The following is a 21,980-nucleotide window of genomic DNA, read 5'->3' as shown; positions in this document are numbered from 1 at the left end:
ACGCCGGGCCCGGGAAAATGCTTTGCCGCCCGCCCGCCCCGGCGCGATGATTCCCGGATGGTTTCCACCCCCGCACCCGACGGACGCGCCGGCATCGACGCCGCCTTGGTCCGACGGCTGATCGCCGCCCAGTTCCCGCAGTGGAGCGAGCTGCCCGTGACGCCGGTCGAGGTCGACGGCTGGGACAACCGGACGTACCGCCTGGGCGACGACAAGACGGTCCGGCTGCCCACCGCCGCCGGATACGTGCCCGCGGTGGCCAAGGAGAACGCCTGGCTGCCGCGCCTCGCGCCGTCGCTGCCCGTCGACGTTCCTCCGGTGCTCGCCAAGGGCGAGCCGGGGGAGGGCTACCCCCATCCGTGGTCCGTACGCGGCTGGCTGACCGGTGAGACGGCGGCGCGCGGGCACATCGACGACATGCCCCGATTCGCCGTGTCGGTCGCCGAGTTCCTCCTCGCGCTGCAACGCTGCGACACCACCGGCGGGCCGCTCGCCGGCGAGCACAGCTGGTACCGGGGAGCGTCACCCGCCCATTACGACGACGAGACCCGCCGGTGCCTCGCCGCGCTCGAAGGCAGGGTCGACACCGTCCGGGCGGCGGCCGTGTGGGACGCCGCCCTGGCCGCCGAGTGGCGCGGGACCCCCGTGTGGTTCCACGGCGATGTCGCCCCCGGGAACCTGCTGGTGGAGGGCGGCAAGCTCACCGCCGTCATCGACTTCGGCACGTCGGGCGTCGGCGACCCCGCCTGCGACCTCGTGGCCGCGTGGGGCATGTTCGACGGCGAGAGCCGGGAGGCGTTCCGTGCGGCCGTCGGCCAGGACGCCGGGACCTGGGCGAGGGCCCGCGGCTGGGCGCTGTGGAAGGCGCTGCTGGTCCTGTCCGCGTGCATCGACTCGGACGAGGAGCAGGCTGCCGTCAACCGTCGCATCATCGACGCGGTCCTCGCGGACCACGACCTCCACGCACAGCTGTCGTAGGTGCGCGGGCGCACCGTGCCGCGGTGTGAGCGCGGGCTCAAGCTGTATACGGGTGCACCGTCCTGCCTGCCCGCAAGGTGCGGCCCCACCACGCGAGCTGGTCGAGCATCGTCTTGGCCGCGGTCTCCGGGCCGGTCGGATCGAGCGGCTCGCCGGCCCCGTCGAAGCAACTCCGCGCGCCGTGGAAGCTCACGGTGTCGCGCACCGTCACCGCGTGGAGCTCCGCGAAGATCTGCCGCAGGTGTTCGACGGCGCGCAGGCCGCCCGACAGGCCGCCGTAGCTGACGAAGCCCACCGGCTTGGCGCGCCACTCCGCGTAGTGCCAGTCGAGCGCGGTCTTGAGGGGTGCGGGGAAGCTGTGGTTGTACTCGGGCGTGACGATGACGAACGCGTCCGCCGCGTCGATGCGCGCGGCGACGCGGGCGGCCTCCGGGCCCGGCCGTCCGGACAGGTCTTCCGGCAGGCGCGCCTCCGCGAGGTCGATCACGTCGACGTCCAGATCGTGGCGGTGCGCGGCCTGGCGCAGGAACCAGGCGGCGACCGTCGGCGCGAAGCGGCCCTCCCGCGTGCTCGCGACGACGACGGCCAGCTTGAGGGCCTCCGCGTTCTCGTCGCGCCTCTCCCTGACGGTCCCCTGCGTGTCGTGCGTGTTCATGATGTGCCTCCCCGGCTCGGTGCGCGCTGGCGCCTGACACCGACGAACCTACGAACCCGCATCCCGCCTCCGCATCTGTCGCTCGACCGGGATCGGTACCTGCGCGAGGCCTAGGCCCACCGGCGGAGCGAGGGGGTCGACCCGTGTACGCCGGGGTGCGCCCGGGCAGGTAGCAGCGGGACGGCCACGGCGGGACAGGCCACGGCACGGGACGGCAGGAGGAGTCGGAGATCATGGCACAACACACGGCCAGCGACTGGGAGTTCACCGACGACAGGGACCACCTGGTGAGGACCGCGCGCCGCCCGTCCCGCCTCGTCGCCTACGTACCGACCGGCGCGGCCCTGCACGACCACGGCATACGCCCCGTCGGCGTCTTCGGTTCCGCGCACGACGACCCGGCCCTGCCCGACCCGGCCAAGACGGGCAGCCTCCCCCTCGCCGGCCTCCCCTACTTCGGCGCGGGCCCCGCACTCGACCTCGACGCCCTCCTCGCCGCGAGGCCCGACCTGGTCGTGGCGCTCACCTACGGCGGCGGCCAGGTCTACGGCATCGACCCGGAGGCCGCGAAACACCTGGAGGAGCAGATCCCGCTCGTCGTGCTCGACGTCGGCGGCGGCCGCAGCCTCACCGGGATCAGAGACCGTCTCACCGCCCTCGCGCGCAGCCTGGGCGCCGAGCCGGACCCCGAGGCGGACGCCGAACTGGCCGTCGCCGAGCGGCGGTTGACCGCCTCCGCCGTGGGACCCGTGCGTTCGCGCGTGCTCGCCCTCTCCCCGGCGGGCCCCGACTCCGTCCACCTGGCGAGGCCGTACGCGTGGCCCGACCTCGCCGCGCTCGCCGGGCTCGGCGTCGGCCTCGTGGACCCCGAGCCGGGGCAGGGCGCGAACTGGTCCACGACGACCTGGGCCGAGGCGGCCGCGCTGGAGCCCGACCTCGTCCTCACCGACGTACGGGGCAACGCGGCGCCCCTCGGGGACGCCCTCGGGTCGCACGTCCCCACCCTCTCCTGGAACCCCGAACTGCCGCCGAGCGCGAGGGAGCACGCCCGCTTCCACACCGCCGTCGCCGACGCGCTGAAGGCCGTCCGGCCCTGACGTCGACGTACGCGCCGTCCACGTACCGTGGCTCCATGACACGACTGCTGCACATCACCGAGCGCGCCCTGTGGGACGCCGCGCGGAGAACCGGGACGTACGAAATGTCGACCCGCGGCAAGACGCTGGACGAAGTGGGGTTCATCCACTGCTCGCTGCCCGAACAGCTGCCGGGGGTCGCCGCGTTCCTCTACGGGGGGTACGACGGGCCCGACGAACTGGTGGTCCTCGGCATCGACAGCGAACGTCTCACCGCGCCGGTGCGGTTCGAGGCGCCTCGGCCCGGCGGAGTGGAGTTCCCGCACCTCTACGGGCCGTTGCCGGTGGACGCGGTGGTCGAGGTGTCCCCGTGGAGTGCGGCGTAGCCGCCGGGCGTCGCACCATGATGTTCAGGGGAGGTCGAAAGTGATCACGGTGCGTGCCGGGCTGCGCAGGAGGTCCGGGGCGATGGGCGAGGTCTCGACCGTGACGCTGACGGCGTGGCCCCCGGGGCCGGTGGGGTGGAAGTCCCGGACCGGGCCGCGCAGAGATGACCCGCACAGGCCCTCGGGGAGCTCGATCTCGTCGGCGGCAACACCCTTCTCGCCGTACTTCTCGTCGAACAGGTCCCCGTCCTCGGGGAGGATGCCGGTGCGGTGGAGGTAGTCCGGTACCCGGTCGCTCGTGAAGGTGACTTCGACGGTGCCGCCCTTCGTGTAGTAGTGCACGTCGGAGGCGTCGGCGGGGAGCGTCGCGCCCCCTGCGACGATCACGCCGGGCAGTTCCGCATCGCTTCCCTCGCATGCCCGCACGTCACCGAAGGGGTGGAACAGCTCGTCGCGGAACAGCCAGGCGACACTGCCGCCCAGGAGGATCAAGGCGAGCAGTGCGACCCCGAGACACGACAGTCTCCGCCGCCGGTCGACTCGCTCCATGAAGTCCCGCCCCCGATCTTCCGCGTCTCCACGCATCCGGAGCATACGCCGCTGGTCAGCGCGGCTCCGCGGCGGATTCCGGGTTGGTGAGACAGCGGTGCAGATGGGCCGCTCCCTCCAGCATGGCCCGGGACCGCAGGTCCAGCGCCGCTTCCCGCTGCGCCAGGGCCGTGCGGAGCGCGCCGACGCCGCCGCTGCGGCGCAGGTCGTCCAGGACCGGGCGGATCTGCGCCAGGAGGTAGTGGCTCTGCCGCAGCATGTGGATGATCCGGGCGTCGCGCACGTCGGCCGGAAGGTACGAGCGGTAGTGCGTGACCGGGTCGCGGGAGGGCGTCAGGAGACCGGCCGCCTCCCAGACCCGCAGGGCCGAGGTGCGCACGCCCAGATGGGCCGCCACCTCCCCGATGCGCAGCCGGGCGCGCGGCAGGGCCGGAGCGGAGGGCGCGTCCTCCGCCACCGCCGCCAGAGCCTCGCCGGTCGTCCGCAGGGAGGCGCGCTGCTCGTGCAGGAGCGCGTGCCCGGCGTCGACGAGCGCGAGCGCCCGCGGCACCTCTCCCGCGTGGACCGCCCGCATGACGTCCCGGGCCGTACCCGGACCGTGGCCGCGCGCCAGGGCCCGGTACGCGTACAGGGCCTGCAAGTGAGCGGCGTCGAAGGTGCGGTACCCGGCGGGGGAGCGCGGGACGGACGGCAGGATGCCCGCGTCGGCGTAGACGCGGATCTGCTGCGGGGAGACGCCGACAGCGCGCGCCAGATCGACCGGCCGCAACGGGCGCACCGGCATCAGCTCTCCTCGGAGCGGCGCGCACGCAGTGTCCGCACCTTGTGGCGGTTGCCGCAGTGTTCCATCGAGCACCAGCGCCGACGGCCGGGGCGCGAGGTGTCGACGTAGACCAGGGCGCAGTCCCCGGCCGAACAGGTGCGGATGCGGTGGGCGAACGGTCCCGTCAGCAGGTCCACCGCGTCCCGCGCGACGGTGGCGAGGAGCCGGGTGCCGTCCGCGGGGCCGGCCCAGGCGCGCCCGCCGTCCGGGCCGACGGCGGGGACCAGCGGCGCGTGGGCCGCCGCCGCGTTGACGGTCGCGATGTCGGCCGGGTCCGCGGCCTCCTCGTGGGCCCGCGCGGTCGCCACGCGGAACAGCGCGTCCCGCAGCCGCCGCGCGTCCGTCACCTCGGCGTCGGAGACCTGGAGGACCGGGGTGGGCGTCAGCCGTGACCGCCCTGCCCAGTCGGTCAGGTCGCCGGGCGCGTGCAGCACCTCGTACCGCCGGAACTCGCCCGGGCCGCCGGTCGGCAGGAGTTCCAGACAGAGCGCCCCGGGGTCGAAGCGGTAGGTGGACCCGCTGTGGGAGCGCAGCACGAGACCGGGGGACTGTTCCATGTAACCAATATAAGGAGTTACGCGACCCGCCCGCCGGGCGCCCTAGACTCTCGGCATGCCCGACACCTCGCTGGCACAGCTCAGCTCCGGAAAGTACCTGCTGGTCAGCACCTACCGGAAGGACGGCACCCTGGTGCCGACCCCCGTCTGGGTCGTCGAGGACGGCGACGCCCTCGGCATTTGGACGCCCGGCGAATCCTGGAAGGTGAAGCGCATCCGCCGGCGCGCGGACGTCATGGTCGGTCCGTGCGACGTACGGGGCAGGCCGACCGGCGAGCAGGTGCCCGCCACCGCCGAGATCTGCCCGCCCGACGTCACCGCCCGCTACCGCACCCTCATCCTGCACAAGTACGGGGTGATCGGCTTCCTCACGCTCTTCGGCAGCCGGGTCCGGCGAGGCCTGAAAGGCACGGTCGGGATCCGCATCACGCTCACACCGTGACGGCGGGCGCCTCCTCGGCCCGGAACGCGACGACCATGTCGCGGGCGTGCCGCAGTCCCATGCGGTCGAAGTCCGCCTCAAGGGTCGCCAGTTCGGCGAGCGTCGCCTCCCGGTCGCGCCCCAGCCGCGCCCGGCACTTGGCCAGGCCGAGCCGGGAGAGCGCGGTGCCGCGCGGCTCGCGCATCGCGGTGAACTCGTCGAGGGCGCCGGAGTACGTCTCCAGAGCCGCCTCGTAACGCCCGGCGCGGTACAGGACGTTGCCGCGCATCTTGTGGTTGTAGGCGAGCGCGCTCGCCAGGTCCATGGCCCGGCACACGGTCTCCGCCTCGGAGAGCAGCTCCAGGGCGCGGTCCGGATCACCCCGCAGGGACAGCACGTCGGCCACGCCCCGCAGCGACCAGGCGCGTCCCCGCGCGTCGTCCGCGTCGGTCGCGATCCGCACCGACTCCTCGAACAGCTCCAGGGCCTTCGCGTGATCGCCGCGGTTGCGGTGCATCTGCGCGATGCCGGTCATCGCCCACACCATGTGCCGCGCCTCGCCGCGCGCCCGCCCCTGTTCGAGCAGTTCCTCGTGGAGCGCTGCGACGGCCGCGTAGTCCCCCTGGATGCGTCCCGTCTCGGCGAGACCCGCGAGCGCGTAACCGTGGGCGAGCCGGTCACCGCTGCCCGATGCCAGCTCCACGGAGTGGGCGAGCAGCCGCCGCGCGAGCCGCAGCGCCCCGCACTGCCGCGCGAGCGTGCCGCCACTCCACAGCGCCCACGCCATGGCCCCCGCGTCCCCGGCGGCGCGGGCGCTGCGGTAGCTCTGCCGCCACGCGGCACCCGCGTCGTCGACCCGGCCCAGCCGCCTGCTCGCCTCCGCGAGCGCCAGCGCCGCGCGCGCCCGCTCGGCCGCGCCGTCCGCCCGGGACAGCGCACGGCCGGCCGACGCGCGCACGTCCTCGTAAGAGGAGTTCACGCTCAGCTCCGAGCCCAGCTCGCCCTGGTACTCCGGGGCGAATGCCTTGACGTACATCGATGCGAAGCCTTTCGATCGTTCGGCAAACCGACATGATCAAAAAGCTACGAGCGGGGCCGGGGCTGGCGAATCCCTCCCGATAGGGGTCCTCGCGTACGACTCGAGTGCTACGAGCGGGGCTCCTGATCAGCCTCGGGACGTACGGGCATCGCCGTCTGAAGAGCCGAGATGCACGCGCCGATGGCCTGCTGGAGGTCCTCCAGGCGCTTCACCATGTCGTCCTCGTAGATGTCGTCGATGTCATCGACGTCGTCGAACGTCAGCTCCTCGAACACCTTCGTGGCCTTCTGCAGACTGCTGTAGAACTTCGCCCGCCGCTCCTGCACCCGCAGCTCCGGGTCGCTCTGGACGGTCTGCGCCACCAGGTCCCGCACGGTGTCGTACGCCTCGCGCGCCCACTCGCCGGACTCCTCGCCCTCGTCCAGCTCGTCGATGAGGGACAGGTGGCGCTCGGCCTCCTCGCGCAGCTCCGCCGGAACGTCGATCATCTGTCCGGCCGGCGTCTTGACCTGACCCTTCTCCACGATCTGGCGGACGTAGTCGACGCGGTCGCCGGCCTTGGACTCGGCCGCCACGGCCTTCTTGAGGTCGTCGGTGCGCACGATGTCGCGGACCAGCTCGGTGCGGAGCGCCGGGTCCTCGTCCAGGCGGTCCATCAGAGCCTTGCGTGCCGCCTCAGCGGTGCCGGGGTCGGCGAGGATCGCGGCGCGCAGCGCGGTGGGGTTCTCCGCGACCTCCAGGGCCTTGGTGGGGCGGATGCCCTCGGCCTCGGCGGCCTCCGTGATCGCCTCGCCGCGCTGGGTCAGGGCGCTGGAGCGTGCGCTGTAGTACGACAACCAGACGTCGGCGTCCGGCAGTTCCACGTCCATGCCGGGGGAGAGCGCCTCGAAGTGCGGCACCATCCCGTCGTCGGCGGCCTTGTCCCACGCCTTGTAGTACCGCATGACGCGGTCGGCCGAGCAGCCCGCCAGCTCCGCGAACTCCTTCGCGGAGACCTTCGGCGTCTCGCCCGCGCTCTGCCCGCCGGGCCGCACGCTGCGGGCGACCTTGAGACCGAAGGCCCAGCCGCCGGTGCGCGCGTAGACCCCGAAGTCGCGGGCGTCCTCGGCGATCAGGGCGGCCGTGTCGGCGGTGGCCTCGGCGGAAGCGGCGTCTTCCTGGGACGGGACGATGGCTACGGTCACAGGGGTGCTCCTGGGTGTCACAGTGGTACGAAGGTTGACGCGATACTTTATCGCTCCTATTGAGATGTTTTGCGCGCGAGTTGGCGTGCCGCGGGGCCGCCCGGAGGCAGCTCGCTGTTCGCTCCTCGCCGAACGGCCCCCGCAGCCCCTCTTGCCGGGGCGACCCCTCGCATAGGCTGCCTGGATGAGCATTCTGGATGACGCCCGCCCGGGCATGAACCCCGAGATCCGGCCGCAGGACGATCTCTTCGGCCACGTCAACGGCGTCTGGCTGGACACCGAGAAGATTCCCGACGACCGCTCCAGCTGGGGCCCCTTCGTGGAGCTGGCCGACACCGCGGAGCAACAGGTCAAGACGATCATCCAGGAGCTGGCCGACGAGGTCGCGGCCGGCCGGGGCGAGGTCTCCGAGGACGCCCGCAAGATCGCCGCGCTGTACGCCTCCTTCATGGACGAGGAGACCATCGCCGCCCGTGGCCTCGCCCCGGCCGAGCCCCTGATCGACGAGGCCCTCGCCGTGTCGGACACCCGGGAGCTCGCGGCGTTCATCGGCCGCTTCGAGCGGATCGGCGGCTCCGGCCTCTTCGGCGCGTACGTCGACACGGACGACCGCGACTCCGACCGCTACCTCTTCAACATCCTCCAGGGCGGACTCGGTCTCCCCGACGAGTCGTACTACCGCGAGGAGAAGTTCGCCGAGATCCGCGAGAAGTACGTCGCGTACCTCACCGAGCTGCTCACCCTCGGCAAGCACGCCGACCCGGCGGCGGCCGCGCGGACCGTCCTCGCGCTGGAGACGAAGCTCGCCGCGGGCCACTGGGAGCGCGCCGAGACCCGCGACGTCCTCAAGACGTACAACCTCACCACCGTCGACGAGCTCACCGCGCTGGCGCCGGAGTTCGACTGGCACGGCTACGCCACCGCGCTCGGCGGCTCGGACGCCACCATCGCGGAGACCTGCGTCCGCCAGCCGTCCTACCTCACCCACCTCTCCGGGCTCCTCGCCGAGGTGCCGATCGAGCAGTGGCGCGACTGGCTGCTGACGCGCGTGCTGCGTGCCTGCTCGCCGTACCTCACGGACGCGTTCGTGCGGAACAACTTCGAGTTCTACGGCCGCACCCTCAACGGCACCCCGGAGATGCGGGCCCGCTGGAAGCGTGCCGTCGCCTTCGTGGAGGGCTCCATCGGCGAGGCCGTCGGCAAGCAGTACGTCGCGCGGCACTTCCCGCCGGCCTCCAAGGCCAAGATGGACGACCTCGTCGCCAACCTCCTGGAGGCCTACCGCCAGTCGATCGCCCGCCTCGACTGGATGACCGACGAGACGAAGGAGCGCGCGTACGAGAAGCTCGCCACCTTCCGACCCAAGATCGGCTACCCCGACACCTTCCGCGACTACTCCGCACTCCAGGTCTCACCCGACGACCTCCTCGGCAACGCGCAGGCGGCGGCTGCGTTCGAGTCCGACCGCGAGCTCGGCAAGATCGGCTCGCCGGTCGACCGCGACGAGTGGTTCATGCTGCCGCAGACGGTCAACGCGTACTACAACCCGGGCACCAACGAGATCTGCTTCCCCGCGGGCATCCTGCAGAAGCCGTTCTTCTCGCCCGACGCCGACCCGGCGGAGAACTACGGCGGCATCGGCGCGGTCATCGGCCACGAGATCGGCCACGGCTTCGACGACCAGGGCGCGCAGTACGACGGCGCGGGCAACCTGAACGACTGGTGGACCGCCGACGACAAGACCGCGTTCGAGGCGAAGTCCAAGGCGCTCGTCAAGCAGTACGACGCCTTCTCGCCCCGCAACCTCCCCGGCGAGTTCGTCAACGGCTCCCTGACCGTCGGCGAGAACATCGGCGACCTGGGCGGCCTGACCATCGGGCACACGGCCTACCTCATCGCCCTCGACGGGGCGCCGATGCCCGAGAGCGACGGCATGACCGGCTCGCAGCGGCTCTTCAAGAACTGGGCGTACTGCTGGCGGACCAAGCGCCGCAAGGAGCAGGAGCAGCAGTACCTCACGATCGACCCGCACTCGCCGCCGGAGTTCCGCGCCAACATCGTCCGCAACCTCGACGAGTTCCACGAGGCCTTCGGCACGGCCGAGGGCGACGGACTGTGGCTCGACCCCTCGGAGCGCGTCCGCATCTGGTGAGGCAGGGACCAAAGTCCCTCAGCCGATGAACGACCCGGCCGCCGTCACGAACGCGGCCGGGTCGTCCAGCCAGGGGAAGTGCGCGGCGCCGGGCTGCACCACCAGCTCGGCGTCCGGGAACAGCCCCGTGAGCTCGGCCATCGCGGGCGGCGGCGAGTTCAGGTCGGCCTCCCCGGCGAGCACCAGCACCGGGCACCCCAGCCGTGCGAGCGCGGCCCGCGTGCCCTCCGGGGCGTAGGCGCCCTCGGCCCCGAACACGGCGGCCGCCTCGGCGTTGCGCTGCCCGTCCTCGGCGGCCCGATGGGCCCGTGCCGCCTCGTCCCAGCGGCCGTAGGCGAACGGCGCGATCGCCTCGAAGGCCCCGGCCGTCGCCCGGCCGGCCACGATCTCCTCCAGGGCGGCGAAGGCCGCGGGGAACCACGGCTCCTTCCGCCGCAGCAGCGCCGTCTCGCGCCGGACGGAGCCGTCGACCGCGATGCCCACGGCCATCACGCTCGGCGTGATCAGTACCAGCCTGGCGACGCGCTCCGGATGCCGGGCCGCGTAGAGCACCGCGAGATTGGTGCCCCCGGAGTGCGCCAGCAGATCCATCGCCTCCAGACCGAGGTGCGCGCGCAGCGCCTCCACGTCGTCCACGAGACGGTCGCAGCGGTACGAGGAGCGGTCCTCCGGCACGGCGGAGCGGCCGGTGCCGCGGAGATCCAGCATGAGCAGCGGCCGACGCGCGGCAAGGCCCCCGAGATCGCCGAGGTACGCGGAGTCCTGCATCGGACCGCCCGGCAGACAGATCACGGGGGAGCCCCCTCCGTCCCCGACGACGCGATAGGCGAGCTCGGTTCCGTCGGGCGCGGCAAAGGTCGGCATGGCCGTGACCATGTCAGCAGCGCGAATCCGGAGCAATCGAATTACGGGGTCTTTCGCGCCACCGAACGCAGGGCCTAAGTCCCAGAGGTCGATGCGGAAGGTCCCGGTACGTGAGGTTCCGTTTGCGGAACCACTCGCGGGACCGCACATACCGGGTGAGAAGAGAGCGTTGTGCAGAGGGACATCGACATGGAAAGAGACCAAGAGCGGCGGGCGGCGGCCGAGGAACCGGCCGCGGGAGCGCACGGCAGGGACCGGTCGGCCCGACGCGTGTGGATCGGCGACGGTCCGGCGCGTAGGACCGGAGGCACCCGCCTGATCCCGACCGGCGCCCGCAAGCCCGCCCTGTCCGGCGGAAGCCTGCCGCCGACCCTGGGGAAGGCCCGCGGCGCCCCCTGTTGGCTGAGCCTCGCCTCGCGGGACATCCGGGCCGCCGAGGAGTTCTACGGCCGGGTCCTCGGCTGGTGCCACGTGCCACTGCTCGGCTCGCCGCGCCGGCCGCGGTCCCTCGCCCTGCAGAACGGCAGGCCGGTCGGCACCATCAGCGAGACCGCCTCCGACCTGGGCGTCTACGCGGGCTGGATGCCGTACTTCGCCGTCGAGGACGTGGACGTCACGGTGGCCAGGCTCCACGAGCGCGGCGCCACCGTGGCCGTCGGCCCGCTGACGACCGGTGCCGGACGCGTCGTGGTGGCCGCGGGCCCCGACGACGCCGTGTTCGGACTGCGCGAGGAGGCTCCCGACCAGCACTGGACGGTGGGCGAGGGACCGGTCGCCCGGCTCGAACTGCTCACGCGGGACATCTTCGCCGCGGCCCTCTTCTACGGGGGCGCGCTCAACTGGGCGGACTCCTCCTGCGACTGCTGCGAGGTGGAGTACGTCGACGGGCAGATCCTGGTCCGCGACGGGCTGCGCACCGTCGCGGCGCTGCGCGACGGCACACCGCCGGGGTTCGAGGGCCGCCACCGCTGGCACGCCTGCTTCCGCGTGGCCGACGTCGACTCGGCCGCGGCTGCCGCCGTGGGCTGGGGCGGCCGCGTGATCACCCCGCCACAGGGACGTGGGCATCGGCGCGAGGCGGTTCTGGCGGACCGCGAAGGCATCCCCTTCACGGTGGTGGCGAGCTGAGTCAGCGAGCCGACACGCCGAGGAGCCGAGCCATGGAAGTCGAGAACGTGGAGAACCAGACGATGTTTCTTCGGCAGAAGGGCGTCGCCGACGCCGTCGACGACGCCGTTGAGCCGATACGGCGGACGCGGGACGAGATCGTGGGACTGCCCCGCGTCGTCGCAGCCGATCAGGTCGCACCGAAGGACGCCCGCGAGCTGTCGAAGCTCTTCTTCGACCGGCTCCAGACCCTTGAGAAGGGATCGGCCGACTACCTGTACGCGCGCAACACACTGATCGAGATGAACGTCTCCCTGGTGCACTATGTGGCCGGCCGGTTCCGCAACCGCGGCAACGGGCAGCTGGAGGACATCGTCCAGGTCGGGATGGTGGGGCTGATCAAGGCGATCGACCGGTTCGACAGGAGCCGCGGATTCGAGTTCGTGTCGTTCGCCGTCCCCTGCATCCTCGGGGAGATCAAGCGTCACTTCCGTGACACCAGCTGGGCCGTCCACGTACCGCGCAGGCTCAAGGAGCTCCGCACCGAACTGGTCAAGTCCCGGGAGAAGCTGTTCGCCGTGCTCGGCCGTGAGCCGACCGTCCGTGAACTCTCCGAGGACCTGTCGGTGACCGAGGAGCAGGTCCTCGAGGTGATCGTGGCCGCCAACGGCTATGCGGCAGGCTCCCTGGACTCCCAGCACGGGGGGAGCGAGGACGGCACCACGCACAAGAACAACCGCTCGCTCGCCGACGTGCTGGGCGAGCCCGACCCGGCCATCGAGGTCGTCGAGAACATCCACGCCCTGGCCCCGCTCCTCGCGGAGCTCGACGAACGGGAGCGCCGGATCATCGAGATGCGCTTCGGCCAGGAGATGACGCAGGCCGAGATCGGCAACGTCATGGGCATCTCGCAGATGCACGTCTCACGGCTGCTGTCCAAGACACTGGCCCGTCTGCGCTCGGGAATGCTCGCGCACGAGTAGGGCGGACGCCGCGTGCCGGGTGCGCCGGTCCCACGGGCGCGCCCGGCACGTCGCACGCCGACGGCAGTGGTTCACGGGTGAGTCACCAGGAGGTAACTGGTCTGGCCTCGTTACCTCATCAACGGGTTCTAACGTCGCGGGAGTTCACGCCGGGCGGCACGCACCGTAGGCCCGGCCAGAGGCAAGGATCCGGACCCCGTGAGACGTACCCCCTTCGTGATCACCGCTGCGTCCCTGGCGCTGCTGCTCCCGGCCGCCGCCCACGCGACCGCCCCGACCGCCTCGCCGGCCGGGGTGGCGCCCCGCGCCACCGCCGCGCACACCACCCCCGCGCCGCCGACGTTCGCCACGACCGGCGGCCGGTACGAACGCCCCGTCTCCCTGACCCTGCGGGCCGAACGCGGCACCACGGTCCGCTACACCCTGGACGGCACGACGCCCACCCGCACGGACCGTGCCTTCGTGCCGGGCCGGCCGCTGCGCCTCACCAAGGACACCAACGTCACCGCTGTCGCGTTCCGCGGTGGCCGGTCGAGCGTCCCGGTGTCGGCCGGGTATCTCGTCCGGGGCAAGGAGAAGCCCGTCGCACGCCTCGTCGTCATGTCCGACGTGCACATCGGGGACCACGCGAAGAGCGACAAGAAGTACGAGAGCTTCTTCGACACCATCGGGTCGGTCTTCCCCGAGCCGGACGCGATCCTCTCCAACGGCGACATGATCAACGACAACGGCGACGGCCGCGGCGGCGACCACCGCATCGTCTCCGAGATCTTCCGCGCCAACCTGAAGCGCAAGGGCATGGACGGCACCCAGGTCCTGCTCTCCCACGGCAACCACGACGCGAGCCTCGCCGACATGCGCGCCCACTATCCGCGCGCCTGGTTCCCCGACTCGGGCGGCGGTTACTACGAGTCGACCGTGCGCGGCCTGCACCTGTTCACCGTGAACACGGAGACGTACGAGTCGGACCGCGCCCAGCGCGCCTGGCTCAGGAAGCGGCTCGCCGAGATCACCGCGGACCCCGCGAACGCCCGCACCCCCGTCCTCGTGCAGGGCCACCGGCCCGCCCCCGGCACCGCGATGGACGGCCAGCAGGCCTCGAACCCCCGGCTCACCGAGGACCTCGCCGCCCACCCGCAGGTGATGTACTTCTCCGGCCACTCGCACCTGAACATCAACGACGAACGCTCCGTCCACCAGCGCGACTTCACCGCCGTGAACGACGGCTCGATGTCGTACGTCGAGATGGACCACGGCTACCGGGCCGTCACGGAGACGGGGCTCGCGGACCGCTTCGAGGCACCGACCGCGCAGGCCCTGTTCGTCGAGGTGTACCGCGACCGCACGGAGATCGCGCGGGTCAACATGGCCGCCGACAAGCACGACATCTACACCGGCGGCACGTGGTCGGCCGACTGGCAGCCCCCGTACGCCAGCGCGGGCACCCTCAGCGGGCCGACCTGGACCGTACGCCTCAAGGGCGACAGCCCGCAGCAGATCAAGGACGGCTTCACCTACACCGACGCCCGACGGAACAAGACCGCACCGGAGTTCACGGACCGCCACCCGCTGGCCCTCGTCGACGGCGGCCGGGCCCTGCGCGTCCGGCAGGCCCGCGACGACCAGATGGTGCACCACTACCGCGTCGACGTCGAGAACACGGCGACCGGCACGAAGCTGCTCTCGTCGAAGGTCCTGTCCGAGTACTACTTCATGCCCCGCCCCAACTCCCTGGACATCCCCCTCCCCGCCGCGAAGAAGGGCGCACGCTACGTGGCGAGGGTGCGCGCGGTGGACGCGCACGGCAACGCCTCGCCGGAGCGGACGCTCAGGTTCAGGGGCTGACGCACCGCGGGGCCGGGCAACAGTTGTTGCCCGGCCCCGCAGTACGTGATGAAGCAGACGGCTCAGTGGTTGTTCACGCCGTTGCCGGACAGCGCCGGGATGTCGCTCAGGATGTGCGACAGCGGCTCGTCGCCCTTGGCCTGCGTCGAGTTCTCGACACACTGCTGGTTCTGCGGCGCCGACAGGACCGGGATGTCCTGGACGGCGATCGGCACGAGACCGACCAGGGCGCCGACGTTGGCCTTGACCGGGATGCCGGCACAGACCTTGTTCAACGAGCCGTCGACCAGCCGCGCCTGCGGGCTGAGGTCCCCCTGGGTGGCGCTGTTGCCGAAGGCCTGCTCGGCGCCGTTGCCGCTGACACTTTGAGTGCCCGTGTCGTCGCCGATGGCGGCGGCGGTACCGGCGCTGCCGGCGAGCGCGGCGGCGGCGAGGCTCAGGGCGAGGGGGAGATTACGGGTACGCATGTCACTCCAGTACGGAAATCAGGAACTCAGGTGCCAGAAAGGGCGAGGCCCAGTACATCCGGCAAAGGCCCGAAACCGAAACTTATTCACCCATTGGCGGAGTGTCGGCGGACCGGGGCTGACGCGGTGCCACCCTCTTCGGGCGGCGCGAGCGGCACTCCGAGGGGCCGGGCGAGACCGACGATGCCCTCGTCGAGCCGCTGCAGATGCCGCAGCACGCGGAACGCCACCGAACCGGTCCGCAGCACCTCGTGGCGGCCGCTGTCGAGCATCGAGGCGATGCTCGACCCGGACTGGATGATGCCGTCGGGCTCCTCGTCGCGCACCTGGGCGGCGATCAGATCGATGTTGTGGGTGATGCGCCGCCCCGCGAGCGCGAGACGCGCGTCGGCCGCGACGCTCTTGCTGGAGGGCACCAACTCGGCCGTCGCCGCCAGCGAACGGGCGTGATAGGCGCAGGTCTCCAGGAGCGCGACGATGTAGCGGGCCGTCTGCCTGCGGGCCCGCAGCGGGGCGATCGGGTGCGTCAGCGGCTTCGTGGAACTGCGCAGGTCGTCCAGCGCGGTGTCCAGGTCGCGCGCCAGGTCCACGAGGTCGACCGCGGGCCCGCCACTGAGCTGGGACACGGCCGCCGACACGACGTCCCGCAGCCGCGCGAGGACCGTGCCGAGCTCCTCGTCGGTCCGGTGCGAGGTCCGCACCGGAAGGACCAGGACCGCCGCGATGATGCCGCAGGCCGCACCGAGCGCCGTCTCCTCGATGCGCAGCACCAGGACGTCCAGGCTGTATGTGTTCAGCAGGGTGTAGAGCAGGCCCAGCATCGCCGTGACGAAGAACGACATCAGCGCGTAGGAGAGCGGCGCGGTGAAGAACATGCCGAAGACACAGAGCACGACGAGGGCGAACGCCGCCCAGGTGTGGTTGCCGACGGCGCCGGCCAGCGCCACCCCCGCCACCACACCGAGCACCGTGCCGAGCAGGCGACGGTAGCCCTTGACCATGATCTCGCCCGTGGACGCCGTGTTCAGGAACACCACCCAGCAGGTCAGCACCGCCCAGTACCACCGCTGCGTGGACAGGAACTCGCCGCCGACGATGGCGAGCGCGGACCCGACCGAGACCTGCACGGCCGCGCGGGTGGTCGGCCGCCGCAGCCCGGTCTGCTCCTCCTCCGCCTCGGCGGCCTCACCGGATATCGAGATCTCCTCGGCCTCGAACTCCTCACGGGACCGCATGACTTCCGGACTGTCGTACTCCTCGTCCGGCGCCCCGTCGGTCGCGAGCCGCAGACCCAGAATGGCGCGCGCCGCCTCACCGATCGCACGGAAGCAGTCCTGGATCGCCGGGGAGCCCTGCGGCAGGCCCTGCTCCTCGCGGTAGCCGAGCAGCCTGTTGCGCACGTACGGCAGTGCCGTGCCGCGGTCGTCGGGCACCAGGCGCACCACGAGCAGGTGCAGGGCGCGCAGGTCCCTGCGCAGGGCGGTGCCCGCGTCGGGCCCGATGCGGCCGCGCCGTGTCAGCGGGACGGGGGCGCTCGGCAGATGCAGGGTGAGCGTCTCCACGCGCTCCGCGCTGCGCGCGTTGAGCAGCAGCATGCCGAGGCGCTCCGCGGCGATCTCCGCGTCCGCCACCCTGCGCTGCAACAGCGCCGCGGCCGCCGCGTCGCGCGAGCCCTCGTCGAGCCGGCCCTGGATCATCAGCGCCGCCTCGTGCAGCCGGGCGGTGCTGCGCCGCAGGTCGTCGAGGACCTTCTCCGGGCCCTCGCCGGAGTCGGCGTCCATGTCGAGGAGTTCGATCTGGTGGGCGATCAGCTGGGCGAGCCGCGCCCGGAACGCCTCGCGCAGCCGCGCAAGGGTGCGCTCAGGGGTCTCCGGCACCACGGCGAACCGTACGACCGCGCTGCACGCGAAGGCGATGGTCAGGGTCAGATAGAGCGTGGGCAGCGACGATGTGGACGCGTTGACGAAGAGCGAGACGAAGTAGACCTGGAAGCCGATGAGCCCGAGCGTGGTGCCGCGGTCGCCGAACCGGCGGCAGTAGACGGCCCCGAAGATCAGGACGATGAAGAACACGTCCCCGGCGATGACGCGGGAGTTGAGGAGCGCCCCCAGCGAGATGGCCGCGAGCGCGACCGGCAGGCCGAGCGCCAGGGTGATCGCCTGGCCCCGCACCTCCTTCTCCTGGATCGCGAACGTGGCGACCATCGCCGTCATCGCGCCCGCGACGAGGTGCGTCACCGACGTGCCGAGCGGCGCGAGCACGGCGAGCGCGAGGAGGATCGCCCCGACCGTGCGCAGTCCCGCCATGAGCCGCAGGAGCCCGGGGTCGGATGCCGAGTAGCGGTCCCAGATGCCCTTCGCCGTCCGTCGTACCAGTGCCATCGTTCTGCCCGTACTCCCCGTCGTTCGCTCGGTGCCTCCCGCTGATCCCCAGCATCGCACGATGTCGTTTCAGGAGGTCAAGGGCGGTGGGACGGGCTGCCGACGGCCGGTTGCCCACAGTCGAGTAGGGTTTCGCTCCCGCACTCGAGGAGGCACCGTGGCGCCGATGGACCGCACGTCGCACAGGACCCGGGCATGACGGCGCGCGTGGCGGTGGGCGACACCGTCGAGGACTTCACGCTGCCGGACGAGACCGGCACCGCGCGTCGGCTCACCGAACTCCTCCAGGACGGCCCGGTGGTGCTGTTCTTCTACCCGGCGGCCCTCACGCCCGGCTGCACGGCCGAGGCCTGCCACTTCCGCGATCTCGCCGCCGAGTTCGACGCCGTGGGAGCGCGGCCCGTGGGCATCAGCGGCGACGAGGTCGACCGGCAGCGGGAGTTCACGGAGCGTCACACCCTGGGCTTTCCGCTGCTCGCGGACCCCGAGGGCGTGGTGCGCGCCCGGTTCGGCGTGACCCGCGGCTTCTCGCTCGCGCCCACGAAACGGGTCACGTTCGTCATCGGCAAGGACCGGACCGTCGCCGAGGTGGTCCGCAGCGAGTTCCGTATGAGCGCACACGCGGACCGGGCGCTGGCGGCGGTGCGCCGTCTGGCGGCAGGCTGAGGGAGCGGCTCACCGCGAGGTGTCGAGCCAGTCCTTGTAGTGGGTGGGGGCGAGGCGGGCGTCCGGGCCGCCGATCAGGACGTCGCCCTCGACCGCGGCGAACATGCCCGCCTTCTCGTCCGTGACGACGGTCCGCGGATCCTGCCGGGCCGACAGCGTGAACCGTCCCAGCTCGTCCAGGCGGAAGACCTCGGGACCCGCGACGTCCAGCGTGCCGTTCAGGGGCGCGCCGGTCGCGACGTCGGCGAGGGCCGCGACGACGTCGGCCGTCGCCATGGGCTGGATGTGCGTGGCGGGCAGCCGGACGGTGGTGTCGTCGGACGTCCACGACATGACCGCGTCCATGAACTCGAAGAACTGCGTGGCGCGCACGATCGAGTACGGGGTGGGGCCCTGGCGCAGCAGGTCCTCCTGGAGCGTCTTCGCGCGGTAGTAGTCCAGCTGCGGCACCTGGTCGACGCCGACGATGGAGAGGATGACCTGGTGCCGTACGCCGGCGCGCTCGCCCGCGCCGAGCAAGTGCCCAGAGGTGGTGCGGAAGAACTCCGGTGAGGCCTCGTCGAACGTGGGGGAGTTCGTCACGTCGACGACCGTGTCCGCGCCGTCGAGCGCCTCGTCGAGGCCCGCGCCGGTGAGCAGGTCGACGCCGGTCGACAGGGACGAGGCGACCACGTCGTGACCGGCCCCGCGGAGCCTGCTGACGAGCTGCGAACCGATCAGTCCGGTGCCGCCGATGACCGTGATCCTCATGATCGAGCCCTTCGCTCCGACCGAGTGCCGTCTCCGTGGGCGGGGGTGCCCCGGGGGATCAAACTCGGATACCTGATGTCCGAGATGATACTCGGATACTCTGTGTCCGAGTCAATCGGGAGGGTGTATGAAACTGTCCGGCGGCGTCGAGTGGGCGCTGCACTGCTGTGTGGTCCTGACGGCGGCGATCGAACCGGTCCCCGCCGCCCGTCTCGCGCAGCTGCACGACGTCTCGCCCAGCTACCTGGCCAAACAGCTGCAGGCCCTCTCCCGCGCCGGACTCGTGGAATCCGTCCAGGGCAAGACGGGTGGCTACGTGCTGACCAGGGCGGCCACCGACATCACGGTCCTCGACGTGGTGCAGGCCGTCGACGGGGCGAGCCCGGCCTTCACCTGTACGGAGATCCGGCAGCGCGGACCGTTCGGCACCCCTCCCGAGGACTGCACGAAGCCGTGCCCCATCGCCCGCGCGATGGCGGCCGCCGACGCCGCGTGGCGGGCATCGCTGCGGGAGGTCGCCATCGCCGACCTGGTCGGGTCGGTGCGCCGGGACAGCGGGCCCGAGGCGCTGCCGCGTATCGGCGCGTGGCTCAACTCGTCGGCCGCCGCGGACCACTGATCGTGCAGGTGAGCCGCGTCTCACCTGGCCTGTGCCGCTTGTCTATGCAACGAGTTGCATAGAAGGATTCGAGGCATGGCGCTCGAGCACGCGATCCTCGTCTCCCTGCTGGAGAAGCCGGGCTCCGGATACGAACTCGCCCGGCGGTTCGACCGGTCCATCGGTTACTTCTGGGCGGCCACCCACCAGCAGATCTACCGCGTCCTCAAACGCATGGAGGGCGACGGCTGGATCGATGTCCGTGAGGTGGTCCAGCAGGACCGGCCGGACAAGAAGGAGTACTCCGTCGCCTCCCTCGGACGGGACGCGCTCTCCCGGTGGCTGCACGCGCCGATCGAACCCGAGAGCGTCCGGCACGAGCTCGCCGTGAAGATCCGCGGCGCGGCCTTCGACGACCCGGTGGCGCTGATCCACGAGGTGGAGCGGCACCGCCAGGCACACGCCGACCGTCTCGCGCACTACCTCGCGGGGGAGCGGCGTGACTTCACCGGACCCGACGCACCGACCCGCGAAGCATCCGGCGCTCCCGATCGCGCGGAGCCCGAAACCCCCGATCGCGCGGAGCTCGACGCCGGACAAGAGCTCCAGCACGTCGTGCTGCGCGGCGGCATCGCGTACGAGCGGATGACGCTCGCCTGGCTCGACGACGTGCTCGCCACGCTCCACCGCCTCAACCCCGAGCGCTGAACGCGCTCCCCGCACCTCTTTCGTCCCCGTTCCCCCCCGAGCCGGAAAGGCGAACCGCCATGGCCGACCCGCTGCTGTTCAACCCGAACACCTACGACCCGACCCACTTCGACCCCGAGACCCGCAGGCTGCTGCGCGCCACCGTCGACTGGTTCGAGGCGCGCGGCAAGCGCAAGCTGATCGAGGACTACCGCACCCGCGCCTGGCTCGCCGATTTCCTGGAGTTCTCCGCCAAGGAAGGGCTGTTCGCGACCTTCCTCACTCCGGCGTCCGCTGCGGGGGAGGGGCAGGCCGACAAGCGCTGGGACACCGCCCGCATCGCCGCCCTCAACGAGATCTTCGGCTTCTACGGCCTCGACTACTGGTACGCCTGGCAGGTCACGATCCTCGGCCTCGGCCCGGTCTGGCAGAGCGACAACGCCGCCGCCCGCACCCGCGCCGCCGAACTCCTCGACCAGGGCGAGGTGTTCGCCTTCGGCCTGTCCGAGAAGAGCCACGGCGCCGACATCTACTCCACCGACATGCTCCTGGAGCCGGACGGCGACGGCGGCTTCCGGGCCACCGGCTCCAAGTACTACATCGGCAACGGCAACGCCGCCGGACTCGTCTCCGTCTTCGGCCGCCGCACCGACATCGAGGGCCCCGACGGCTACGTCTTCTTCGCCGCGGACAGCCGCCACGACGCGTACCACCTGGTCAAGAACGTCGTGGACTCGTCCAAGTACGTCAGCGAGTTCCGTCTGGAGAACTACCCGGTCGGCCCCGACGACGTCCTGCACACCGGCCGCGCCGCCTTCGACGCCGCCCTCAACACCGTCAACGTGGGCAAGTTCAACCTCTGCACCGCCTCGATCGGCATCTGTGAGCACGCGATGTACGAGGCCGTCACCCACGCCACGGGCCGCATCCTCTACGGGCGTCCCGTCACCGCCTTCCCGCACGTGCGCCGCGAGCTGACCGACGCCTACGTCCGCCTCGTCGGGATGAAGCTCTTCAGTGACCGCGCCGTCGACTACTTCCGCTCGGCGGGCCCCGACGACCGCCGCTACCTCCTCTTCAACCCCATGACGAAGATGAAGGTGACCACGGAGGGCGAGAAGGTCATCGACCTCATGTGGGACGTCATCGCGGCCAAGGGCTTCGAGAAGGACAACTACTTCGCGCAGGCCGCCGTCGAGATCCGCGGTCTGCCCAAGCTGGAGGGCACGGTCCACGTCAACCTCGCCCTGATCCTCAAGTTCATGGGCAACCACCTCCTGAACCCGGCCGAGTACGCGCCCGTGCCGACCCGCCTCGACGCGGACGACGACGCCTTCCTCTTCCGGCAGGGCCCGGCCCGCGGCCTCGGCGCCATCCGCTTCCACGACTGGCGCACCGCCTTCGACGGCTACGCCGAGGTGTCCAACGTCGCCCGCTTCCGCGAGCAGGCCGACGCCCTCTGCGAGTTCGTCAGGACGGCCGCCCCCGACGAGCGGCAGAGCCGCGACCTCGACCTGCTCCTCGCCGTCGGCCAGCTCTTCGCGCTGGTCGTGCACGGCCAGCTGATCCTGGAGCAGGCGCGTCTGACCGGCCTGGACGAGGACGTGCTCGACGAGCTCTTCGCCGTCCTCGTACGCGACTTCTCCGCGCACGCCGTCGAGCTGCACGGCAAGGACTCCGCCACCGCGGACCAGCAGGCGTGGGCGCTCGGCGCGGTCCGGCGTCCGGTCGTCGACGACGCCCGTTCCGCGCGCGTCTGGGAGCGCGTCGAGGCGCTTGCGGGAACGTACGAGATGGCGCCGTAGCGGGCGA

The 21,980-nt window shown here is 71.7% G+C and carries 22 protein-coding genes; 12 read left to right on the top strand and 10 right to left on the bottom strand.

The genetic code is table 11. The features are described from left to right. Positions 1-57 precede the first annotated feature (57 nt). Positions 58-978, top strand: coding sequence for an aminoglycoside phosphotransferase family protein (locus DEJ48_RS01250; RefSeq protein WP_150213645.1), 921 nt, complete (start codon positions 58-60; stop codon positions 976-978). Positions 979-1,015: 37 nt separating this feature from the next. Here the strand turns inward: DEJ48_RS01250 and DEJ48_RS01245 are convergent, their stop codons facing one another. After that, the gene (locus DEJ48_RS01245) at positions 1,016-1,633 is read right to left on the bottom strand and encodes an NADPH-dependent FMN reductase (RefSeq protein WP_150213643.1); all 618 of its coding nucleotides are present in this window, start codon (positions 1,631-1,633) and stop codon (positions 1,016-1,018) included. A 233-nt stretch (positions 1,634-1,866) separates the two neighbouring features. Here DEJ48_RS01245 and DEJ48_RS01240 point away from each other — a divergent pair, with 233 nt between their 5' ends. Further along, entirely contained in the window at positions 1,867-2,730 is an 864-nt protein-coding gene (locus DEJ48_RS01240) for an ABC transporter substrate-binding protein (protein WP_150213641.1), read from the top strand. Between the two features lie 35 nt (positions 2,731-2,765). Beyond that, positions 2,766-3,095 carry a DUF952 domain-containing protein gene (locus DEJ48_RS01235; protein ID WP_150213640.1) on the top strand — a complete coding sequence of 110 codons (330 nt, stop codon included), beginning with the start codon at positions 2,766-2,768 and terminating at the stop codon, positions 3,093-3,095. Between the two features lie 24 nt (positions 3,096-3,119). Here the strand turns inward: DEJ48_RS01235 and DEJ48_RS01230 are convergent, their stop codons facing one another. The 3 genes from DEJ48_RS01230 to DEJ48_RS01220 are packed head-to-tail and all read right to left on the bottom strand — an operon-like array spanning position 3,120 to position 5,024. Continuing rightward, on the bottom strand, positions 3,120-3,644 hold the full coding sequence (locus DEJ48_RS01230) for a hypothetical protein (protein ID WP_150213638.1): 525 nt from the start codon (positions 3,642-3,644) through the stop codon (positions 3,120-3,122). Positions 3,645-3,699: 55 nt separating this feature from the next. After that, positions 3,700-4,428 carry a MerR family transcriptional regulator gene (locus tag DEJ48_RS01225; RefSeq protein WP_150213636.1) on the bottom strand — a complete coding sequence of 243 codons (729 nt, stop codon included), beginning with the start codon at positions 4,426-4,428 and terminating at the stop codon, positions 3,700-3,702. Further along, positions 4,428-5,024 (bottom strand): CGNR zinc finger domain-containing protein, encoded by a 597-nt coding sequence (locus DEJ48_RS01220; protein ID WP_150213634.1) that lies wholly within the window; start codon positions 5,022-5,024, stop codon positions 4,428-4,430. Before DEJ48_RS01220 ends, DEJ48_RS01225 begins: the two co-directional genes overlap by 1 nt. A 55-nt stretch (positions 5,025-5,079) precedes the next feature. Here DEJ48_RS01220 and DEJ48_RS01215 point away from each other — a divergent pair, with 55 nt between their 5' ends. Further along, the gene (locus DEJ48_RS01215; RefSeq protein WP_150213632.1) at positions 5,080-5,466 is read left to right on the top strand and encodes a PPOX class F420-dependent oxidoreductase; all 387 of its coding nucleotides are present in this window, start codon (positions 5,080-5,082) and stop codon (positions 5,464-5,466) included. On the opposite strand, the gene DEJ48_RS01210 is transcribed toward DEJ48_RS01215, so the two are convergent. Together DEJ48_RS01210 and DEJ48_RS01205 are read right to left on the bottom strand one after the other, a co-directional pair. Further along, positions 5,456-6,481 carry a tetratricopeptide repeat protein gene (locus DEJ48_RS01210; protein WP_150213629.1) on the bottom strand — a complete coding sequence of 342 codons (1,026 nt, stop codon included), beginning with the start codon at positions 6,479-6,481 and terminating at the stop codon, positions 5,456-5,458. The two genes, DEJ48_RS01215 and DEJ48_RS01210, sit on opposite strands and share 11 nt — an antisense overlap. A 110-nt stretch (positions 6,482-6,591) precedes the next feature. Next, positions 6,592-7,668 carry a hypothetical protein gene (locus tag DEJ48_RS01205; RefSeq protein WP_150213627.1) on the bottom strand — a complete coding sequence of 359 codons (1,077 nt, stop codon included), beginning with the start codon at positions 7,666-7,668 and terminating at the stop codon, positions 6,592-6,594. Between the two features lie 184 nt (positions 7,669-7,852). On the opposite strand from DEJ48_RS01205, the gene DEJ48_RS01200 reads away from it, so the two are divergent. Further along, entirely contained in the window at positions 7,853-9,820 is a 1,968-nt protein-coding gene (locus DEJ48_RS01200) for a M13 family metallopeptidase (RefSeq protein WP_150213625.1), read from the top strand. A gap of 18 nt (positions 9,821-9,838) precedes the next feature. On the opposite strand, the gene DEJ48_RS01195 is transcribed toward DEJ48_RS01200, so the two are convergent. Continuing rightward, entirely contained in the window at positions 9,839-10,684 is an 846-nt protein-coding gene (locus DEJ48_RS01195; RefSeq protein WP_150213623.1) for an alpha/beta fold hydrolase, read from the bottom strand. A 189-nt stretch (positions 10,685-10,873) separates the two neighbouring features. Between DEJ48_RS01195 and DEJ48_RS01190 the strand changes: the two genes are divergently transcribed. The 3 genes from DEJ48_RS01190 (at position 10,874) to DEJ48_RS01180 (ending at position 14,619) form a co-directional block, all read left to right on the top strand. After that, positions 10,874-11,812, top strand: a complete 939-nt coding sequence (locus tag DEJ48_RS01190; protein ID WP_150213621.1) for a VOC family protein — start codon at positions 10,874-10,876, stop codon at positions 11,810-11,812. A gap of 32 nt (positions 11,813-11,844) precedes the next feature. After that, complete coding sequence (locus DEJ48_RS01185) at positions 11,845-12,774, top strand: SigB/SigF/SigG family RNA polymerase sigma factor (protein ID WP_223831829.1); 930 nt, start codon at positions 11,845-11,847, stop codon at positions 12,772-12,774. Positions 12,775-12,972: 198 nt separating this feature from the next. Next, positions 12,973-14,619, top strand: coding sequence for a metallophosphoesterase (locus tag DEJ48_RS01180; RefSeq protein WP_223831828.1), 1,647 nt, complete (start codon positions 12,973-12,975; stop codon positions 14,617-14,619). A gap of 62 nt (positions 14,620-14,681) precedes the next feature. Here DEJ48_RS01180 and DEJ48_RS01175 read toward each other — a convergent pair whose 3' ends face one another. Continuing rightward, positions 14,682-15,086, bottom strand: a complete 405-nt coding sequence (locus DEJ48_RS01175; RefSeq protein WP_150213619.1) for a rodlin — start codon at positions 15,084-15,086, stop codon at positions 14,682-14,684. A gap of 86 nt (positions 15,087-15,172) precedes the next feature. Further along, a complete protein-coding gene (locus DEJ48_RS01170) occupies positions 15,173-17,467 on the bottom strand; it encodes an FUSC family protein (RefSeq protein WP_223831827.1) in 2,295 nt (764 codons plus the stop codon). A gap of 195 nt (positions 17,468-17,662) precedes the next feature. Between DEJ48_RS01170 and DEJ48_RS01165 the strand changes: the two genes are divergently transcribed. Then, complete coding sequence (locus DEJ48_RS01165; RefSeq protein ID WP_150213617.1) at positions 17,663-18,133, top strand: peroxiredoxin; 471 nt, start codon at positions 17,663-17,665, stop codon at positions 18,131-18,133. 9 nt (positions 18,134-18,142) lie between these two features. Here the strand turns inward: DEJ48_RS01165 and DEJ48_RS01160 are convergent, their stop codons facing one another. Beyond that, positions 18,143-18,883, bottom strand: coding sequence for an SDR family oxidoreductase (locus DEJ48_RS01160; RefSeq protein WP_150213616.1), 741 nt, complete (start codon positions 18,881-18,883; stop codon positions 18,143-18,145). Between the two features lie 127 nt (positions 18,884-19,010). Here DEJ48_RS01160 and DEJ48_RS01155 point away from each other — a divergent pair, with 127 nt between their 5' ends. The 3 genes from DEJ48_RS01155 (at position 19,011) to DEJ48_RS01145 (ending at position 21,973) form a co-directional block, all read left to right on the top strand. Beyond that, on the top strand, positions 19,011-19,502 hold the full coding sequence (locus tag DEJ48_RS01155; RefSeq protein ID WP_150213614.1) for an RrF2 family transcriptional regulator: 492 nt from the start codon (positions 19,011-19,013) through the stop codon (positions 19,500-19,502). A 75-nt stretch (positions 19,503-19,577) separates the two neighbouring features. Then, on the top strand, positions 19,578-20,189 hold the full coding sequence (locus tag DEJ48_RS01150) for a PadR family transcriptional regulator (RefSeq protein WP_150213612.1): 612 nt from the start codon (positions 19,578-19,580) through the stop codon (positions 20,187-20,189). A gap of 59 nt (positions 20,190-20,248) precedes the next feature. Then, positions 20,249-21,973, top strand: a complete 1,725-nt coding sequence (locus DEJ48_RS01145) for an acyl-CoA dehydrogenase family protein (RefSeq protein ID WP_150213610.1) — start codon at positions 20,249-20,251, stop codon at positions 21,971-21,973. Positions 21,974-21,980: the final 7 nt, after the last annotated feature.

It is taken from the genome of Streptomyces venezuelae (genome assembly GCF_008642315.1).
GTDB classification, from domain to species: Bacteria; Actinomycetota; Actinomycetes; order Streptomycetales; family Streptomycetaceae; genus Streptomyces; species Streptomyces venezuelae_D.
The sequence above is the reverse complement of the archived record's forward strand: the minus strand, read 5'-3'. Positions and strand labels throughout refer to the sequence as shown.

What these genes read in the sequence shown, in the direction of transcription:
- DEJ48_RS01250 (WP_150213645.1), top strand. Translation starts at nt 58, where the DNA reads ATGGTTTCCACCCCCGCACCCGACGGACGCGCCGGCATCGACGCCGCC.
- DEJ48_RS01245 (WP_150213643.1), bottom strand. Translation starts at nt 1,633, where the DNA reads ATGAACACGCACGACACGCAGGGGACCGTCAGGGAGAGGCGCGACGAG.
- DEJ48_RS01240 (WP_150213641.1), top strand. Translation starts at nt 1,867, where the DNA reads ATGGCACAACACACGGCCAGCGACTGGGAGTTCACCGACGACAGGGAC.
- DEJ48_RS01235 (WP_150213640.1), top strand. Translation starts at nt 2,766, where the DNA reads ATGACACGACTGCTGCACATCACCGAGCGCGCCCTGTGGGACGCCGCG.
- DEJ48_RS01230 (WP_150213638.1), bottom strand. Translation starts at nt 3,644, where the DNA reads ATGGAGCGAGTCGACCGGCGGCGGAGACTGTCGTGTCTCGGGGTCGCA.
- DEJ48_RS01225 (WP_150213636.1), bottom strand. Translation starts at nt 4,428, where the DNA reads ATGCCGGTGCGCCCGTTGCGGCCGGTCGATCTGGCGCGCGCTGTCGGC.
- DEJ48_RS01220 (WP_150213634.1), bottom strand. Translation starts at nt 5,024, where the DNA reads ATGGAACAGTCCCCCGGTCTCGTGCTGCGCTCCCACAGCGGGTCCACC.
- DEJ48_RS01215 (WP_150213632.1), top strand. Translation starts at nt 5,080, where the DNA reads ATGCCCGACACCTCGCTGGCACAGCTCAGCTCCGGAAAGTACCTGCTG.
- DEJ48_RS01210 (WP_150213629.1), bottom strand. Translation starts at nt 6,481, where the DNA reads ATGTACGTCAAGGCATTCGCCCCGGAGTACCAGGGCGAGCTGGGCTCG.
- DEJ48_RS01200 (WP_150213625.1), top strand. Translation starts at nt 7,853, where the DNA reads ATGAGCATTCTGGATGACGCCCGCCCGGGCATGAACCCCGAGATCCGG.
- DEJ48_RS01195 (WP_150213623.1), bottom strand. Translation starts at nt 10,684, where the DNA reads ATGCCGACCTTTGCCGCGCCCGACGGAACCGAGCTCGCCTATCGCGTC.
- DEJ48_RS01190 (WP_150213621.1), top strand. Translation starts at nt 10,874, where the DNA reads ATGGAAAGAGACCAAGAGCGGCGGGCGGCGGCCGAGGAACCGGCCGCG.
- DEJ48_RS01185 (WP_223831829.1), top strand. Translation starts at nt 11,845, where the DNA reads ATGGAAGTCGAGAACGTGGAGAACCAGACGATGTTTCTTCGGCAGAAG.
- DEJ48_RS01175 (WP_150213619.1), bottom strand. Translation starts at nt 15,086, where the DNA reads ATGCGTACCCGTAATCTCCCCCTCGCCCTGAGCCTCGCCGCCGCCGCG.
- DEJ48_RS01170 (WP_223831827.1), bottom strand. Translation starts at nt 17,467, where the DNA reads ATGGCACTGGTACGACGGACGGCGAAGGGCATCTGGGACCGCTACTCG.
- DEJ48_RS01165 (WP_150213617.1), top strand. Translation starts at nt 17,663, where the DNA reads ATGACGGCGCGCGTGGCGGTGGGCGACACCGTCGAGGACTTCACGCTG.
- DEJ48_RS01160 (WP_150213616.1), bottom strand. Translation starts at nt 18,883, where the DNA reads ATGAGGATCACGGTCATCGGCGGCACCGGACTGATCGGTTCGCAGCTC.
- DEJ48_RS01155 (WP_150213614.1), top strand. Translation starts at nt 19,011, where the DNA reads ATGAAACTGTCCGGCGGCGTCGAGTGGGCGCTGCACTGCTGTGTGGTC.
- DEJ48_RS01150 (WP_150213612.1), top strand. Translation starts at nt 19,578, where the DNA reads ATGGCGCTCGAGCACGCGATCCTCGTCTCCCTGCTGGAGAAGCCGGGC.
- DEJ48_RS01145 (WP_150213610.1), top strand. Translation starts at nt 20,249, where the DNA reads ATGGCCGACCCGCTGCTGTTCAACCCGAACACCTACGACCCGACCCAC.